Genomic DNA, 17,387 nt, shown 5'->3' with positions numbered 1-17,387 from the left:
CCGGCCAGCACCATCGCGTGGGCCAGTTCGCCGGTCGCGGCCCGCGGCATCGCCATCATGCATCGCCGCCATGCAAGGATGATTCGCGCACGGCGCCGCGGTCCAGCGCGGTCAGCGTCGGCCGGCCGGCCAGCACCATCGCGTGGGCCAGTTCGCCGGTCGCGGCCCGCGGCATCGCCATCATGCATCGCCGCCATGCAAGGATGATTCGCGCACGGCGCTGCGGTCCAGCGCGGTCAGCGTCGGCCGGCCGGCCAGCACCATCGCGTGGGCCAGTTCGCCGGTCGCGGCCCGCAGGACGCCGGCGACCCCGTCGGCGCCGCCGGTCGCGAGGCCCCACAGCGGGGGGCGGCCCGTCAACACCATGCGGGCGCCGAGGGCGAGGGCGGCCAGGGCGTCGGTGCCGCGCCGTACGCCGCCGTCGACCAGCACCGGAATCCGGCCGCCGACCGCGTTGACGACCTCGACCAGCGCGTCGAGGCTGGCCACGGCGCCGTCGAGCTGGCGGCCACCGTGGTTGGACACGACGATCGCGTCGGCGCCGTGGTCGGCCGCGAGGATCGCGTCCTCGGCGGTGAGGATGCCCTTGAGGACCAGCGGCAGGCCGGTGCAGTCTCGCAGCCAGGCCAGGTCGGACCAGGTCAGCGTCGGGTCGAAGGTGTCGGCGGTGTGCCTGGCGAGCGCGGACTCGCCCTCGTCGCGCACGTGGGCGGCGGCCATGACGGCCGGGTCGATGTTGATCGCGGCGACGTCGGCGCCGATCGTGAACCCGTTGCGCATGTCGCGCCAGCGCCGCCCCATGCGCGGGACGTCGACGGTGAGCATGATGGCGCCGTAGCCGGCCCGCTCGGCGCGCTGGGTCAGGGAACGCATGACGTCGCGGCGCTGAAGCCAGTACACCTGGAGCCAGAGGTTGTTCGGGTTTGTGACGGCGGCCGCGATGTCCTCGATCGTGCGGCTGGCGAACATCGCCACGACGAACAGCGCTCCGGCCGCGCTCGCCCCGCGTGCGGTGGCGACCTCACCTTCGGCGTCGATCAGCCGGTGGTACGCGGTGGGCGCGACCCCGATCGGCGTCGCGTAGCGAGTCCCGAACAGTGACAGCCCGGTGTCGGCATCCGCGACCCCGGTGAGCATGCGCGGCCGCAGCCGGATTCGCTCAAAAGCGCGCAGGTTGGCGGTCAGGGTGCGCTCGTCCTCGGCGCCGCCCTCGATGAAGTCCCACACGTCCGGCGCCACGACCTGCGCCGCGCTGTGCCGATAATCCGAGGCGGTGAGCAGTACCGGGCCGCTTCGCACTTGTGTCGCGGCCCTTGGCGCTTGTGTCGCGGGCCCCTGCGGTTGCGCGTCGGGGCTTTGCACTTGTGTCACGGACCTGTGCAGTTGCGTGTCGGGCCTTTGCACTTGTGTCGTGGGCCTTTGCACATGTGTCACCGACCGGCCCTCATAGGCGCTAGCCTATCTGGAACCACACCCGCACTTCCATGAGCCGAAAGGCCTACATGGCACCGGAATATGCTCGCTACTGCGCGATCGGCGACAGTGTGGTCGAGCAGCCCGGCGGCTTCGCCGAGCTCGTGCGCGACGCGCTCACTCCCGCCGCGTTCGCCAACTTCGGCGTGCGCAACGTCCGGGCGGCCGAGGTGCGCGATGTGCAACTTTCAGCCGCGCTGGCGTTCCGCCCGGACCTGGCGATGGTGGTGTGCGGTGCGAACGATGCGATGCGGCCCGGCTACGAGTCGCGCGCGGACGATGTCGATTCGGCCATCGCGGACATCGTCGTGTCGCTGCAGCGCACGGGCGCGACGGTGATCACCGTTTCGGTGTTCGTCATGCGCGAATACCCGCACATGCCCGGCTGGCTAGGCGCCGGTTTCGTGCGCCGGATGACACTGCTCGCACAGCGCACGAACGCGCTCGCGGCGCGCCTAGGGACGGTGCACGCGGACCTGTCCCAACACCCGGCGATCGCGGCGGGCGACACGCTGACCGGTCCGGACGGGCTGCACGGCAACGCGCACAGCCATAAGATCGCGGCGGCGGCCGTACTCGACCGCCTAGGCTTTGCACGTTCGCTCGATCTCTCCGATTACTCCGCTTGCTCGGACCACGCGGGTTGCTCCGGTTGCCCGTGCCACTCGGGTTGCCCGGGTTGCTCCGGTTGCCCGTGCCACTCGGGTTGCCCGGGTTGCTCCGGTTGCTCGGTTTACTCCGGATCGCCGGGTTGCTCGAGTTGACGTGTTTCACTTTTGCTTGGTTTTCGGGTTTCACGTTTGCCCAGCTCGCACGTTTCCGGTTTGCTCGACTTGCACGTTCGCTCGACTTGCACGCTCGCTCGGCTCGCACGGCTGCACATTTGCTCGGGCTGCGCATCGCTCGAGCTGCACGTTGCTCGGGTCGCACATCGCTCGAGCTGCACGTTGCTTGGGTCGCACATCGCTCGGGTCGCACATCGCTCGGGTCGCACATCGCTCGAGCTGCACGTTGCTCGGGTCGCACGTTGCTCGAGTTGCACGGTTTCCGGTTTTGCTTGGTTTTCAGCTTTGGGGGGACGCCGCTGATGCCGCTCGATCCGCAGGTGCAGGCCATGCGCGACGCCAAGGAGCGTGACGGCGCCGCCCCGCTGTACACGATGACGCTGGACGCCGCCCGCGCCGCCGACCTGGCCTCGATCCGCGCGGCCGGCGGGAGTCCGGAGAAGGTCCACGAGGTCACCGAGCACTGGATCACCGGGCCGGGCGGGAAGCTGCCGGTCCGCGTCTACCGCCCGAGCGCCACCCCTGACCTGCCGGTCCTGTTGTACTTCTTCGGCGGCGGCTGGGTCCTCGGCACCGTCGACACCGCGGACGCCATCGCCCGCAGCCTGGCCAATGCGGCCGGCTGCATCGTGGCGGTGCCCGGATACCGCCTCGCCCCCGAGCACCCGTTCCCGGCCGCGGTCGAGGACTGCTGGGCGGCGCTCGAATGGGTGATCGCCAACGCGGCCGCGCTGGGGGCGGACCCGGCCCGCGTCGCAGTCGGCGGGGACAGCGCCGGTGGCAACCTGGCCGCCGGGATCACGCTGATGGCGCAGGAAGCCGGCGGCCCCGCCCTGGCCGGCCAGCTGCTGGTCTATCCGAACACGGACCAGGTCGCCGACGACGAGTCGATGCGCGCGAACGACGACCCGTACCTGTTCAACCACCACTCCGTCGCCTGGTATCGCTCGCATTACTTCACCGATCCCGACGACGCGTACAACCCCCTGGCGTCGCCGATGCTCGCCGAGAGCCTCGCCGGCCTGCCGCCCGCACTGGTGATCACCGCCGAGTACGATCCGCTGCGCGACCAGGGCGAACGGTACGCGGCCCGGCTGGCTTCCGAGGGCGTGCCGGCCGCGGTGACCCGATACGAGGGCATGATCCACGGGTTCTTCGCGATGGCCGGTTCGCTGGACGCCGGAAAGGTCGCCCAAGCGCAGGCGGCCAAGCAGCTCCGCGTCTGGTTCGAGGGCTGACGCCGCGCAGTTCTGCTCGCGTCGACGCCCGCTCGATGTCCACGCGCTCGAACGTCGACCGTGCAGGTTCCGATGTGCGCGTTTCAGATGTGCGCGTTCGGATGTGCGCGTTCAGAAGCACGCATTCAGAAGCACGCGTTCCGGTTGTCATCCCCAAACTTCGACAGGGCGGTCGCCGGGAGGCCTCCCTCGGCGCGGTGTCCGCACAGACACGCGCACATGCGCATTCCCGCCGTCGCCCAGCAGCCGCAACGAACCCCGCTCCGACCACAGCTACCAAACCGTCAAGCCTTCCCTCCGCTGACGCCGACCCACCGCACGGCCGGACCTACCGAACGCCGGCCCGGTGACCACGCCACAGCTCGGCCCGCCCCTCGTCACCGAGCCGCTGGAACAGCTCCTCAGCCGCACCGAACGCCCGCTCGGCCGCACCGGTGTCGCCCCGCCGGGCGGCCACCACCCCCAGGCCCGCGATCGCGGACGCCACCCCCGACTCGACCCGCAAACCCCGGAACAGCTCCAGCATCGCCGCGAAGTCACCCTCGGCCGCGTCGAGGTCGCCAGCGTCGACGGCCAACCACGCGGCGTCCTGATGGCAGTAGCCGAGGAGGTACCGGTCACCGATCTCACGCGCCAGGGCCGTCGCCTCCGCCGCGTACAACCCGGCCAACTCAAGATCCCCGGACAGCCGATAACTCAATGCGAGCGGCAACAGCACCCACCCGCGCCGCGAGTCCCGCACCCCCGGCGGCAGCAGTTCGTGCGCCCGCAGCAGCACGGCTCGGCTCTCCTCGTGCCGCCCATCGTTGTTGTACAGCACCCCGAGCGCGGCCCGGACCTCGATCTCCTCCTCCACCGGCCCGGTCACCGCGAACACATCGAGGGCCCGCAGCAGCGCAGCTTCAGCCTCGGCGGGCCGTTCCAGATCCCGCAAGGCCTCCCCGAGCCGCCGCGAGCACTGCGCGATCTCCCACCGATCCCCGCCCGCCTCGGCCAGCGCCACCGCCTCCGTGGCCGGCGGAAGCGCGCGGCGCACCTCCCCGATGAACGTCCACGAGTGCGAAACCCACCGCAACGCCCGCGCCCGCGCGACACCCTCGTCGTCGGGCAGCGCTTCGGCGAAGAGTTGCCAGACGGCCAGCCGCGCATACGGATCGTCGAGCTGCGGTGCCACCCGGTCGGCGACGGCCCGCACCTGCGACCGAAGCCCCGCGGTGAACGCCTCCCGCAGCAGCAGGGCCGCCCCGTCGACCGACGTCTCGAGGTACGCGATTCCCCGCCCGGCAACGTCCTTCCGCTCACCGGCCGAGTCGACCATCTCCCCGGCGAACAACCGCAAAAGATCATGGATTTGGTACTGCCCCGGCGCCGGCGACTCCACAAGAAACACGTCCGCGAGCCGCTCCAGCGAGTCACCGACCGCACCGGCACTCAACCCCGCCCGGGCCGCGGCCACGCCGATCCCGAACTGGTTCCCCGGATGCGACCCCGCCCGCCGGAACACGATCTGGTCGATGTCCCGCAGCCCGTCGTACGCCCCGCGGAACGTGGCCCGCACCGCCCGGTCCCCCTGCCGCAGCTCGTCGAGCCGCCCCCGCTCATCGGCGAGCCGCGCCGCGAGCTGCGACGCCGTCCACCCGCCCCGGGCCCGCAGCCGCCCACCGGCGATCCGCACCGCGAGCGGCAGCCCACCGCAGGCCGCCACCAGTTGCCGCGCCCCGTCGATGTCCCGCTCGATCCGCTCCGCCCCGACGATGTCGGCGAGCAGCGCAAGCCCGTCCGCCGCAGTCAGCCCGCCGAGCCCGACGACGCGCGCCCCGTCCAGCTCAGCCAGCTGCCCCCGGCTGGTCACCAGCGCCGCACACCGAGCACCGCCGGGCAGCAACGGCCGCACCTGCGCCACATCCCGGGCGTCGTCCAGCACAACCACCAAGGCCTGATCGGCGACGCAGGACCGGAACCGGGCGGCCAGCTCATCCGCCGACCCGTTGGCCGGTTCGCCGAGCGCGGTCAGGAACCGGCACAGCACCACCTCCACCCCGAGCGGTTCGCCGCCCCCACCGCGCAGCGAGGCGTAGAGCTGCCCGTCCGGAAACCGCCCCCGCACGTCATGCGCGACCCGCAACGCCAGGGCCGTCTTCCCAACCCCAGGCGCAGCGGCGACAACGATGACGGCCCCGCCAACGAGCGAACCAGCCACCTCCCGCACCACCGAATCCCGCCCGACCAGCACAGCCGCGGCCGGAAGCTCACCGGGCCGCCGCCGAGCCGATTGCACAGCCGCGGCCGGAAGCTCACCGGGCGGCCGCCAAGTCGACTGCGCGGACGCCGCGTGAGCAGCCGGCACAGCATCGGCCGGCACCCCCGGCGCTTCGACAGCGGGCGCCGAGGCGAGATGCTGCTGCCAGACCGCCAGCCCGACCCCGATCAACCCGAGCACCCCGACCGCAGGCCAGGCCAGCCAGGCGACGTGCTGCAGCGACCCGGGCAACGACCCGCCGGTAGCCACGTTGACCGCAACCGCCAGCAACACCGAGAACAACCCCGACGTAACCGCCAGCAGCACCCCAACCTGACCGCGCCGCACGCCCACCTCCCCACCCATTCCAGCCCGTCGATGCCCACCCTACCGGCCGCCCAACCGCTCCCAGCCTCTTCAACAACAGAGCCCCGCTGCTCGCCCCCACGAAGTTCCTCATCGCGGAGTGGCGGTGCTCGTGGCTGGCGGGCACCGCGACGTGAGCTCGGCCGATGGGAACTACCGAGTAAGCGTGCGCGCACCGCAGTCCGGTCGCCCTTCGGTGGCAGCGGTCAGTGGATCGCTGCCGGGTTCACCTCGGTCGTTCGGTGGTCCCGGCCCGAGGGCGCCTACGGCGACAAAAGGACACCGCAGCACGGGGAAGCCGACGCGGCCGATACGGGCTGGGGAGGCACGGCAAAACGCATGCGGACAAGGCGGCGGCGCGAACACGCAACCCAGCGACACAGGAGGCGACTCGACGACGACGCGGGCGGGCGGGCGGGCGGGCGAGACAGCGGCGCGGCGGCACAGTCGAGCAACCCGACGGCACAGGCGGGCGACCCGACGGCGGCGCGGGCGGGCCGGGCGACGCAGCAGCACAGACACGTGGCGCGGCGGCACGGGTGGACGACGCGACAGGGCGGGGCGGCGCGGGCGATGGAGGCTGGGCGGGGCCGGGGTGAGGCGGGGGCGGGCGATGAGGCTGGGCGGGACCGGGGCGAGGCGGGGGCGGGGGCGGGCGATGAGGCGGGGCCGGGGCGAGGCGGGGGCGGGTCAGGGGGCTGTCGACTGGGCGGTCCGGGGTGGGGCGGTTGTGGCGCGGGCCGTGGAGGCGGCGACCGTGACCAGGAGTACCAAGGTCAACAGCCAGGTCAAGGGGACCGCCGGACCGGTTGGCCAGTGAGGCAGCGGGAGGTCCGGCATGGGTTCCCCGAAGATCGGCAGGGCCCAGCCCGTCAGGCGCCAGGCGATCAACGCGGTCGCCAGGCCCGGCGGGGCGGAGGCCAGGACCAGGGCCGGGTAGGTCCACAAGGCCACCCGGCCGGCGGTGCGGCGCGGCAGACCCTGGGCGCGCAGGACGGCCAGGTCGGCGCGGCGGTCGCGGCGGTCGACGGCGATGACCAGGGCCAGGCCCCCCGCGGCCAGGAGGACGGCCAGGGCGCCGGCGAGGACGTGGAACCACAGCGACAGCGCCGGGCCCTGTGCCGCCAGCCTGGCCCTCGTGTCCTCGACGCCCGTGTCGCGCACGACCACGAGGCCCTGCGCGGCCAGGCGGTTCAATGCGTCGGGCGGGGCGGCCGGGCCGAGCCAGACCTCCGGGGCGCGGGCCAGGCCGGAGTCGGTGGCGAGCCGTTCGGCGTACTCGAGGTCGACGAGCGTGCCGGCCGTCCCCAGCCTCGGCACGGCGGTCAGGTGCGCGGCGGTGGTCACGGGCACGTCGAGGCCGTCCAGGCCGGAGATCTCCGGGGCGGGGTCCGTGGTCGCGACCGGCAGGGGCAGCGGGATGTCGGCCGGCTGGACCCACACGCCGTTGGGCAGGCCGTCGGGGGCGTCGACGGTGATGCGCAGGCCGTCCGGGGCGGCGCTCAGGGTCGCGCCGGAGGCCCGCCAGCGGCCGGTGTCGGCCAGCTGCGAGCCTGTGGCGGCGGAGGCGGACGGGTTGATCGTGCGCACGGCGTTGAGCACGACGGTGATCCGGGTCGCCGATGCTCCGGGATCGGCATTGCGCAGGTGTACTGCCACCAGCCGGCACCCGTCCGCGCAGTCCGCGACCCGTTGCGAGTAGGTGCCGTTGCCGTTGTGCACGACGCCGAGGTCGGCGACCGCCCGGCCGGTGTTGGTCGAGAACACGAGGGTGAGCCCGATCGGGTTGTCGGGGCGGGCGCCGGTCACCGTGGCGTCGACGGCGAGGTCGCGCCCGGGCAGGTTGACGCCGATGTCCCGGGCCGGCGGCCGCAGCTGGGTGGCGAGGCGGGCCGGGTCGACGTCGCCGTAGGCGTCGAGCCAGGTCGTGGCCGTCGCCAGCCGTGTGCTGTCCACGGCGAGCCGCGGTGCCTCGCCGGGCCGGCCGGTGGGCAGGTCGACGACCGCCATGGCGTAGGCGCCGGCGGGGTCGGCCGCCCGCACCGCGTGCAGCAGCTGGTCGCGGTCCATGTCGGTGACGGTGAGCACGCGCGGCGCCCCGGTGGCGATCTGCGCGGCGAGGTCGCGGTCCCGCCCGGCGAGGTCGGTCGCGGTGACGGCGTAGCCGAGGACGCCGACGGCCGCGACGAGCAGCAGGATGAGCCGCTGCGTGCCGGGCCGCCGGGCCAGCTGGAGCGCGGCCAGCCCGGTGGCGAGCCGGCCCCGGCGGATGGCCCGCGCCCCGATCAGCCGGGCCAGCGGCGTGACGGCCCGGGCGGTGGCGAGGGCCAGGGCGAAGATGACGAGGGCGGGCGCGACCACCGCGACGCCGGTCAGGGCGCCGTCGGTGAGGAAGAGCTGCAGCGTCGCGGCGGCGGCGAGCACGGCCACGACCGCCTCGCCGGCCCGGGCCCGCCAGCCGGTGCCGCGGCCGCGGATCCGCCGCAGCAGCCCGGCGACCGGGGCCGTCAGGTGCCGCCGCTGGGCCACGAGCACGGCCACGACCGCGCCGAGCAGCGCGATCGGCGCGTAGCGCAGCGCCTCCATCGAGAACACCGGCGCCCCGACGCCGGGGAACCGCCACGCGGCCACGGCGGCCACGAGCAGCTGGCCGGCCACGCACCCGGCGACCCCGCCGAGCAGCATCGCGGCCAGCCCCTCGCCGAGCGTCAGCCACCACCGCGTCCACCAGCGGGTGCCGCGCAGCGCGACGACGGCCAGCTCCGGGCGCCGGCCCTGTGTGGCGTAGTCGGCGGCGATGAACAGGACCGTGTAGGCGAGCAGGAGCAGCGGCGCGGCCCCGGTCGGCACGCTGTGCCGGGCCAGCGCCTGGCTGGCGTCGATCCGCTCGAACAGCCGGGGCATGCCGGTGGTGACGACGATCCCGGCGCCGAGGTGCTTGGCCCGGTCCTGCAGCTCGGCGAGGCGGCGGCGGGTGTCCGGCAGCGCGGCGGCGGTGAGCGCGGACGGCCCGGCGGTGAGGTCGACGGCGACGTCCGACTTGCCGTGGTCGAAGCCGGCGGTGGTCGCGGCGCTGACGAACGCCGGCTCGCCGGGCCGCCCGGCGGTGTCGGGCGCGAAGTAGCCGTGGTCGCCCCAGTAGGTCGCCGCGGTGTCGGCCGGCGTGTAGGTGCCGACGACGGTGAGGCGGCACGGCACGCCGTCGGGCGAGTAGGTCGGGTTAGAAGGGCTGCCGCCGAGCGTCGCGAAGGTGAGGGTGATGGCGTCGCCCGGTCCGAGGTGCAGCCGCGCCGCCGTGTCCGCGCCGAGGACGATGTCGCCGGCGCCGACGAGGCACCGGCCGGCCGCGATGGTGAGGTGGGCGCAGACGTCCTGCCGGTAGGTCACCCGCGTGGCCCGGACCTTGTCCGGCTCGATCCCGACGGCCGGGAACTCCTCGCTGTAGACCTGGTCGAAGCCCGGCAGGTCGACGACCCCGCCGGCGATGTCGCCGAAGTCGAGCCCGCCGCCGTCCTCGCGCCGGTCGACGAGCGCGCTGACGGTGAGCGACCGCTCCCGGGCCGCGGCCGTGTCGACCTGCCCGGCCACGATGGACCGGTCGACCGCCTGCAGGTAGGCGGGCGCGGCGACGGCCGCCGCGACCGCGAACATCGCCAGCAGCGCGAGCACGACCGCCTGCCCGCGCCGGGCCCGCAGCATCGACAGCAGCAGCGAGATCATCGCGCGGTCCCTTCAGTGGCGCCGGCGGTCCCGGCCGGCCGGACGAGTGCGGGCGGCAGGGGCCGCGCCCCGTGAATCACGGCCGGCGGCGGCAGCGGCGGCGTCATCGCTGGGTCCCTTCGGTGGTGCCGGCGGTGGCGGCCCGCCAGACGAGGCCGAGCAGCAGCAGCGCGCCGAGCCCCACGGCCAGCAGCGGCAGGAGGGGCAGCGGGGAGGGCGGGTCGGGCGGGCTCCAGCCGTCGGCGAAGTAGGGCAGGGCCGGGCCGGACAGGAATCGGGCGATGATCGCCGCCAGCAGCCCGGTCAGCACGCCGGCCACGACGACGGCGCCCGAGCCAGCCCGGGCCGCGCCCGCGGCCAGCCGCGCCGGGAGGCCCTGCACCCGCAGGGCGCGCAGGTCGGCGCCGCGCTGGCGGCGCTCGGCGGCCACGGCGACGGCCAGGGCGGCGGCCGCGGCGAGGAGCCCGAGCGTCGCGGTGAAGAGGCGGTAGCGCTCGGCGAGGGCGGGTCCGCGGTCCGCGAACCGGGCGGCGCGGCCGGCGGTGTCGTCGGTGCCGAGGACGGTCAGGCCGGCCGCGCGCAGCCGGTCCTCGGCCCCGGTGGCGGCCCCGGCGGCCAGCCACACCTGGTAGGTGCCCGGCGACGACGCGGCGGCCCCGGTGCGCTGGGCGGCGTCGAGGTCGACGAGGAGCCCGGCGCCGCCGAGCACCGGCAGCAGCGGGGCGGTGCCGGCGACCCGCACCGGCACGGCCCCCGCGAACAGGTCGACCGCCGGGTCGCCGAGGCGCCAGGTGTCGGGTGCGGCCCCGGCGAGCACGACGGGCAGCGGCAGCGCGGCGGGCATGAGCCAGACCCGGTCGTCGAAGCCGAGCGCCGCGTCCGGCAGCGACAGCGTGAGCTCGCCCTGCCGGGCGCTGACCTGCATCGCGGGCCCGTTGGTGGCCGTCCGCCACTGCCGCGGATCGCCCAGCACCGCGGTGTCGAGCACGCGGGCGGCCGGCGCCTCCTGCCGCACCTCGCTGATGGTCAGGGTGGCCACGACGGCGTCGCCGCCGGCCGGGTGCCCGTCGCCGGCGGGCGGGGTGGCCGGCGGCGGCTGGACCAGGTCGAACCGGACGACGCGGCAGCCCTCGGCGCACCCGGTCACCGCGGCCCCGGCCTCCTGCTCGCCGGGCGGCAGCGGCCCGAGCGTGAGCGTGGCCCGCTTGCCGGTCACCGTGTTCTGCAGCAGCACGGCCAGGCTGACCGCGGACTCTCCGCCGTTGCGCAGCCGCACGACCAGCCGCCCGCCGTTCACCGTGGGTGGTGCGGCGTCGGTGCCGGGCGGGATGAGCGCGGGGAGCGACCCGTACTCCGGGCGCCAGCCCGCCACCGCCTGGAGCCGGGCCGCGTCGACGGCGAGGACCGGCGGGGTCAGCGAGCGGTCCACGACGGCGGCGAGGGCTTCCCGCCCGCCGGGGTCGGCGCGACGGACGGCGTCGAGCAGGGCGGTCGGGTTGGCCGCGCGCACGGTCAGCACCCGCGGCGCGCCCAGCTCCTGCGCGGCCCGGGCGTCGCGGGCGTCGAACCCGGCCAGCCAGCCGCCGGTCGCCGCGCCCAGCCCGGCGACCGCGACGGCGACGAGGGCCAGGAGCCGGTCGGCGCCGGGCTGGCGGGACAGCTGCACCGCGGCGAGCCCGGCCCGCAGCCGCCCGGCCCGCAGGGCACCGGCCCCGGCCCGGGACGCCGCCGTGGCCAGGACCCGGGCCGCGGCCACGGCGACGACGGCCGCGACGAGGACGGGCACGGCGGTGCGCAGCCCGCTCCCCCACAGCTGGGCCGCGGCGAAGCCGGCCAGGACGACCAGCACCACGTCGACGGCGGCGCGGCGGGCCCGGCCCGGTGCGGGCACCCGGCGCAGCAGGGCCGCCACCGGCGCCCGCAGCACGGCGAACTCACCGACGGCCATGGCCGCGAGCCCGCCGAGGACCGCGACGACGGCCGCGAGGACGGCGAGGAGCCACAGCCCGGCGTCACCTTCGAACGGCGCCCCGAGGCCGGTCCCGAGCCCGCCGGGGGACCCGCCGAGCAGGTGGCCGGCGAGCCGGCCGAGCGCGAGGCCGGCCGGGATGCCGGCGACGAGGGGCACGGCCAGCTGGCCCACCCCGAGCCGCAGGGCCCGCCGCCGGGACCCGCCGCGGAGCTTCAGCAGCGCCGCGTCCCCGCGCCGCTCGCGGGCGGTCTGCCGACCGGCGAGGGCGAGGGCGAACCAGCACAGCACGACCGCGGCCAGGGTGCCGGCGATGGTGCCGCTGTGCACGGCGGCCCGGTCGTCGGCGACGCGGCCGGCGAGCTGCTGCCCGGGCGCGACCAGGGTGAGCCCGGCCCGGCCGAAGGCGTATTGGGCCCGGCTGAGGCGGTCGGCGACGGGTGCGGCCGGGTCGGTGAACGCGGACACCGGCAGCTCGGTGGTGTAGGCGAAGGTAGGCCCGGCGAGCTGGGCGTCGGCGAACGTGGCGGCGGCGGTGAACACCGGGTCGAGGCCGCCGTCGACGGTGGCCCGGAACAGCGGGTCGCCCCAGTAGGCCCCGGTCGCGTCGGCGAGGTCGTAGCGGCCGACGACCGTGCCGGGGACCGGTTTGGCTCGGGCCTGGTTGCGGAACTGGACGGCGTCGCCGGTCTTCAGGCCGAGGGCGTCGGCGGCGGCCACGCTCAGCAGCACCTCGCCGGCGGCTTCCGGGCAGCGGCCGTCGACCTGGAGATGGGCGCAGAGGTCGTCGCGGTAGGCGACGGAGACCTTGGGCGGGCCGGCGTCACCGACGGCGGTGCTGTCGGCCCGCTCGAGGAGCATGTCGGCGGTGACGCCGACGAAGCCGGGCACGGCCGGGTCGCGGCCGGGCAGGAGCCGCTCGACGGTGTCGCGGTAGGCGGCCAGGGCGGCCTGCGGGTCACTGTCCGCGTTGGTCTGGCGGCGCACCGAGACGGTCCGCTCGGCGGCCGGTGCGGCCTCGACGTCGGCGGTGGCCGCCCGCAGCCCGGCTCCGGCGGCGAACCAGGGCGCGGCCGCGGCCGCGGTCACGAGCAGCACGGCCAGCACGAACACCGCCCAGGCCTGGGCGGCGCGCGCTCGAAGGGCACTGAACACCAGTCCGAACACGTGCACCCCCGGAGCCCTTGCCGTCGATCTCAGGGGGCACCTTACGCGCCGGGTCCGACAATTTTCAGCTGGCGGTCATGATGCGGGCGAGGTTCTCGGGTGCGAAGTACTCGGGGATCGACGCGCTGCCCTGCAGTACCCCGAAGAAACGCGTCGACTCGGCCGGGCTCGCGGCGATGGTGGCGAACAGGGCCGCCATCTCCGGCGTCGGCGGCTCCATCGCGGCCAGCTGACAGGTCAGCTGCAGCGCCGGGAGGAAGCGCTCGTCGCGGGCGGCGACATACCCCGCCACCGCCGCATCCAGGTCACCGCCCTTGAGTCCACTGTGGATAGCAGTGGCCAGCAGATCCGCGCACACGAAGGCGTCCGTGATGCCCGCGGCCATCACCGGGTCCTTGTGATACCCGGCGTCGCCGACCAGCGCCCAGCCCGGCCCCGCGGACTGCCGGAAGAAGTTGGGCACGTCGGCGGTGGCGTGCAAACGCCCCACCCGGGTGGCCTTCCCGATCCGCGCCGCGACGGCCGGCACCCGGGCCAGGGCGGCACCGAACGACCCCTCGACATCAGCGCGGAACTCATGGAACTGCGCGATCGGACAGGCGACGAAGACGCAGGTCTGGCCGTCATTCGTCGGGAACAGCACCACCGCCCGGTCACCGAGCTGGTAGATCTCGGCGCCGTCGCCACCGACACCCTCGTAGTACGCGTAGTAACACGCGGTGAGGGAGGGCGTCGAATGGTACGGCTCGGCACCGACCTGCGCCGCCACTACGGAACGCAGGCCGTCCGCGCCGATGACGATCCGGGCGTGCTCCTCGAATCCGTCCCCGCGGACGCCCACCACCCGGCCGGTGTCATCGCGCACAAGGGACTCGACGGCCGCGCCCTCACGAACCGTGACACCCGACGCGCGGGCCGCGTCGACCAGCAGCGCGTCCAGCACGGTACGGCGGACGCAGTACGGATGCGCCGCCCCGTCCACGGCCGGCGGCGGCGCGCTGATGGCGAACGGCCCGAAATCCATGGTGAAGCGGGCGTGTGGCGGCGCGCCGGAGCCCGCGACCGCGTCGTGCAGCCCCCACTTGCGCAGCAGGGCCATGCCCGGCACGTGGATCAGGTGGGTCGAGATGACGTCGCTGGGGAACGTGGCCTTGTCCAGCAGCAGCACCCGGTGCCCGGCCCGGGCGAGCAGCATGGCGGTGGGCGAGCCGGCCACGCGGGCGCCGACCACGATCACATCGAACGTCATGATCCGGACTTTACCGCCACCAGTGCACGGACTCGACATACATCGCCTGCGGGAACGCCGTCGCCGGCGGAGGTGTGCCGGGCCAGCGGCCGCCGACGGCCACGTTCAGCAGCAGGTACGACTTGCGCTCGAACACCCAGTTCTGCCTGGCCCCGAGGTCCTCCTGGCGCAGGGTGGCCTGCACGACACCGTCGACCGACCACTGCAGGACGCCGGGCCACCATTCCAGGCTGTACCGATGCATGCCCTTGTCCGGTCCTCCGACGGGTCGGGCGGTGAACGGGCGCTCCCAGCCCCGCTCGCTGCCGTCGGGGCCGTGGAAGGTGCCGTGCACGACGCCGGGTTCGGCGGTGCCGAGGGATTCCATGAGGTCGATCTCACCGGCGTCGGGCCAGCCGATGGTGGCGACGTCGGCGCCGAGCATCCAGAACGCGGGCAGCAGGCCGCGGCCGGACGGCACCTGCATGATGCCCTCGATGCGGCCGTACTGGGCCTCGAACGCGGAACGGAGCCGGGCCGACGTGTACTTCCCGTTGTCGTCGCGGGCCGTGATCGCGAACCGCCCGTCGCCGGTGAGCTGCCCGTTGGCCGGGCTCTGCGTGTACTCCTGCAGCTCACCGTTGCCCCAGCCGCCCCCGCCGGTCTCGTGCCGCCAGCCGGGCAGCAGCGCCGTCCCGGCCGCCCCGTCGAACTCCTCGGCCAGCTCCGCCTTGAGCGCGTCCGTGCCCAGCCGGGCCATCGTGGCGGTCACGGCCGCGACCCCGGCCAGATTGTGCAGGTCGCCGACGGTGAGCGCCACGTTGTCGCCGGTGACGGGGGCGAGCACGACGGCCTGGCGGATGCGGCCGGCGCCGGTCGCGGCGAGGTGGACGGTCTGGGCGGCACCACCGGACAGCGTCACGGTCACGGCGGCCTCGGGCGCCGGCCCGCGCTCGGGGGCGGCCAGGGACAGGATCACGGCGAACGTCCCGGGTTGCGGCACGGGGAGGGTGAAGAGCAAAGTGCCGCTTCGGGTGTACCGGTAGTGCGTCGGACTTCCCGCAGCGAGTGCTTTGGGTGCGGAGCCGCCCTGGACGACCGCGGTGTCGGCGTCCCACTGGTTGCCGGCGGCGTCCGTCGCCCCGCCCGGCGCCGCGGTCCAGCGATGGGTCCAGCCGACGCCGGCACTGACCTGGGCGGCGGAGATCCGGTTCAGGACGCGCCCCGACCGCCGGTCGCCGTCGGGCCACGCGACCGCCGCCAGCCCCAGCAGGACCAGCACGGCGAGGGCGGCGAGGCCGGCTCGGCGGGTCCGGGGGCTGAGCGACACCATGTGGACCAAGGCTACGGCGCGACCACGGCCTTGAGCAGTGTCGGCTTGCCGACCTTGATCGTCGTGGCCCCGACCAGCACGGCTCCCAGGATCACGGCCGCTCCCACCAGCTGGCCACCCGAGAGCGACTGGCCGAGCACGATCCAGCCGATGACCGCGGCGACGACCGGGCTCAGCAGGCTCAACATGCTCACCTGGGCGGGCGCCATGGTCGTGACGCCCCGGAACCACAGGAAGTAGGCGCCGGCGGTGCCGATCAGCGACAAATAGGCGAAGCCACCGAAATTCGCCCAGGTGAAAGCGTTCGGAAGGCCCTCGACGAACAGGGCCACAATGCCCAGCAGCGCGCCGCCGACCGTCAGCTGCCAGCCCGTCAACGCCAGCAGCCCGGCGTCGGGCTTGCCCCAGCGCTTGCCGAGCACGGTGCCGAACGACATCGACACCATGCCGCCGAACGCCGCGGCCAGGCCGATCGGGTCGAGCGCCGCCGTCGAGCGCAGCACCAGCAGGGCGACGCCGATGAGCCCCGCGGCCCCGGCGGCCAGGATGCGGACGGAGGGCCGCTGGCCGAGGAGGCCGAACGCGAGACCGGCGACGACGAACGGACCGAGCGCGCCGAGGACGGCCGCGACGCCGCCCGGCAGCCGATAGGCGGCGACGAACAGCAGCGCGAAGAACAGTCCGATGTTGAGCGTCCCGAGCACGGCGGCCCGCCACCACCAGGCGCCGCGGGGCCGGGCTCGGGTGACGGCGAGGAGCAGCAGCCCGGCCGGCAGGGCGCGGAGGGTGCCGGCCAGCAGCGGTCGGTCGGCCGGCAGGAACTCGGTGGTGACGAGATAGGTGGTGCCCCACAGCACGGGGGCGACGGCCGTAAGGTTCCTCATGCCTAAGTAGCTTATCCGCAAGCTACTTAGACGCAAGCTAGTTGTACGATGATTGCATGGACGATGTCGACCGGATCGTTGCGCAGTGGGCCCGTGAGCGCCCGGAGCTGGAGACCGAGGCGATGGCCGTCTTCGGCCGGATCTACCGGCTCGCCAAGATCCTCGGTGACCGGCAGGAGAAGGTGTACGGCGAGCTGGGCATCAACCGCGGCGAGTTCGACGTCCTGGCGACGCTGCGCCGGGCCGGCGACCCGTTCCAGCTGTCGCCGAAGCAGCTGAGTGCGACGCTGATGCTGACGACCGGCGGGATGACGGGCCGCCTGGACCGCCTGGAGAGGTCCGCGCTGATCACCCGCTCCCCCGACCCGGAGGACCGCCGCGGTCTGATCATCACGCTGACCGCGACGGGCCGGGCCTTGGTCGACGCTGCCGTAGCCGTGGGCCTGAACGCGCAGCGCGAGGTCCTGGAACGCCTCCCCGAGCCCAGCCGCCGCCGCTTGAACACCCTGCTCAAGGACCTTTTAGCAGCCACCGACCTCTGAACCGACCACCCGAACACCGCCCGAACCAAACACCGCCCAAACCGAGCAACGTACAAACCGTGCGATGCACAAACCGTGCGACGCACAAACCGAGCAGCGCACAAACCGAGCGGGCACAAACCGAGCAGCGCACAAACCGAGCAGCGCACAAACGAGCGATGCACAAACGATCAGCGCGCGGAACAGACAACGCGCGGGCCGGACAGTCCACAAACAAGCAGCGCACGAACGGACAACGCACTGAACCGACAGTGCACGAACCGGACAGTCGACAAACGAGCGGCGCACGAAACGGACAGCGCACAAACGAGCAGCACGCGGAACGGACACCGCGCGAAACGGACAGCGCGCCGGACGGACGACGCCCGGAACGGACAGCGCGCAGGACGAGCAGCACACGGAACGGACAGCGCGCAGGACGAGCAGCACACGGAACGGACAGC

The 17,387-nt window shown here is 74.3% G+C and carries 11 protein-coding genes; 3 read left to right on the top strand and 8 right to left on the bottom strand.

All coding sequences use genetic code 11. The features are described 5' to 3' along the window. Nucleotides 1-55: 55 nt before the first annotated feature. Nucleotides 56-184 (bottom strand): hypothetical protein, encoded by a 129-nt coding sequence (locus ACIA8L_RS18840; RefSeq protein WP_395905993.1) that lies wholly within the window; start codon nucleotides 182-184, stop codon nucleotides 56-58. Continuing rightward, the gene (locus ACIA8L_RS18835) at nucleotides 181-1,299 is read right to left on the bottom strand and encodes an alpha-hydroxy acid oxidase (RefSeq protein ID WP_395905991.1); all 1,119 of its coding nucleotides are present in this window, start codon (nucleotides 1,297-1,299) and stop codon (nucleotides 181-183) included. The genes ACIA8L_RS18840 and ACIA8L_RS18835 overlap by 4 nt, the downstream gene beginning before the upstream one ends. Before the next feature lie 185 nt (nucleotides 1,300-1,484). Between ACIA8L_RS18835 and ACIA8L_RS18830 the strand changes: the two genes are divergently transcribed. Both ACIA8L_RS18830 and ACIA8L_RS18825 read left to right on the top strand, forming a co-directional pair. Then, complete coding sequence (locus ACIA8L_RS18830) at nucleotides 1,485-2,237, top strand: SGNH/GDSL hydrolase family protein (protein ID WP_395905989.1); 753 nt, start codon at nucleotides 1,485-1,487, stop codon at nucleotides 2,235-2,237. Between the two features lie 323 nt (nucleotides 2,238-2,560). Beyond that, entirely contained in the window at nucleotides 2,561-3,496 is a 936-nt protein-coding gene (locus tag ACIA8L_RS18825) for an alpha/beta hydrolase (RefSeq protein WP_395905987.1), read from the top strand. A gap of 328 nt (nucleotides 3,497-3,824) precedes the next feature. On the opposite strand, the gene ACIA8L_RS18820 is transcribed toward ACIA8L_RS18825, so the two are convergent. From ACIA8L_RS18820 to ACIA8L_RS18795, 6 genes are all read right to left on the bottom strand, one after another. Beyond that, entirely contained in the window at nucleotides 3,825-6,083 is a 2,259-nt protein-coding gene (locus ACIA8L_RS18820; protein WP_395905985.1) for an ATP-binding protein, read from the bottom strand. Between the two features lie 708 nt (nucleotides 6,084-6,791). Continuing rightward, nucleotides 6,792-9,821 (bottom strand): FtsX-like permease family protein, encoded by a 3,030-nt coding sequence (locus ACIA8L_RS18815; RefSeq protein ID WP_395905983.1) that lies wholly within the window; start codon nucleotides 9,819-9,821, stop codon nucleotides 6,792-6,794. Between the two features lie 103 nt (nucleotides 9,822-9,924). Beyond that, a complete protein-coding gene (locus ACIA8L_RS18810; protein ID WP_395905981.1) occupies nucleotides 9,925-12,963 on the bottom strand; it encodes an ABC transporter permease in 3,039 nt (1,012 codons plus the stop codon). 58 nt (nucleotides 12,964-13,021) lie between these two features. Then, nucleotides 13,022-14,206, bottom strand: a complete 1,185-nt coding sequence (locus ACIA8L_RS18805; RefSeq protein WP_395905979.1) for an NAD(P)/FAD-dependent oxidoreductase — start codon at nucleotides 14,204-14,206, stop codon at nucleotides 13,022-13,024. A 10-nt stretch (nucleotides 14,207-14,216) separates the two neighbouring features. After that, nucleotides 14,217-15,518 carry a glycoside hydrolase family 16 protein gene (locus ACIA8L_RS18800; protein ID WP_395905977.1) on the bottom strand — a complete coding sequence of 434 codons (1,302 nt, stop codon included), beginning with the start codon at nucleotides 15,516-15,518 and terminating at the stop codon, nucleotides 14,217-14,219. 11 nt (nucleotides 15,519-15,529) lie between these two features. Continuing rightward, nucleotides 15,530-16,402 carry an EamA family transporter gene (locus tag ACIA8L_RS18795; protein WP_395905975.1) on the bottom strand — a complete coding sequence of 291 codons (873 nt, stop codon included), beginning with the start codon at nucleotides 16,400-16,402 and terminating at the stop codon, nucleotides 15,530-15,532. 56 nt (nucleotides 16,403-16,458) lie between these two features. Here ACIA8L_RS18795 and ACIA8L_RS18790 point away from each other — a divergent pair, with 56 nt between their 5' ends. Continuing rightward, nucleotides 16,459-16,944 (top strand): MarR family winged helix-turn-helix transcriptional regulator, encoded by a 486-nt coding sequence (locus ACIA8L_RS18790; RefSeq protein WP_395905973.1) that lies wholly within the window; start codon nucleotides 16,459-16,461, stop codon nucleotides 16,942-16,944. The last annotated feature ends 443 nt before the right edge of the window (nucleotides 16,945-17,387 follow it).

Origin of the sequence: Dactylosporangium sp. NPDC051541 (assembly GCF_044454505.1) — a bacterium.
GTDB lineage: Bacteria > Actinomycetota > Actinomycetes > Mycobacteriales > Micromonosporaceae > Dactylosporangium.
The sequence above is the reverse complement of the archived record's forward strand: the minus strand, read 5'-3'. Positions and strand labels throughout refer to the sequence as shown.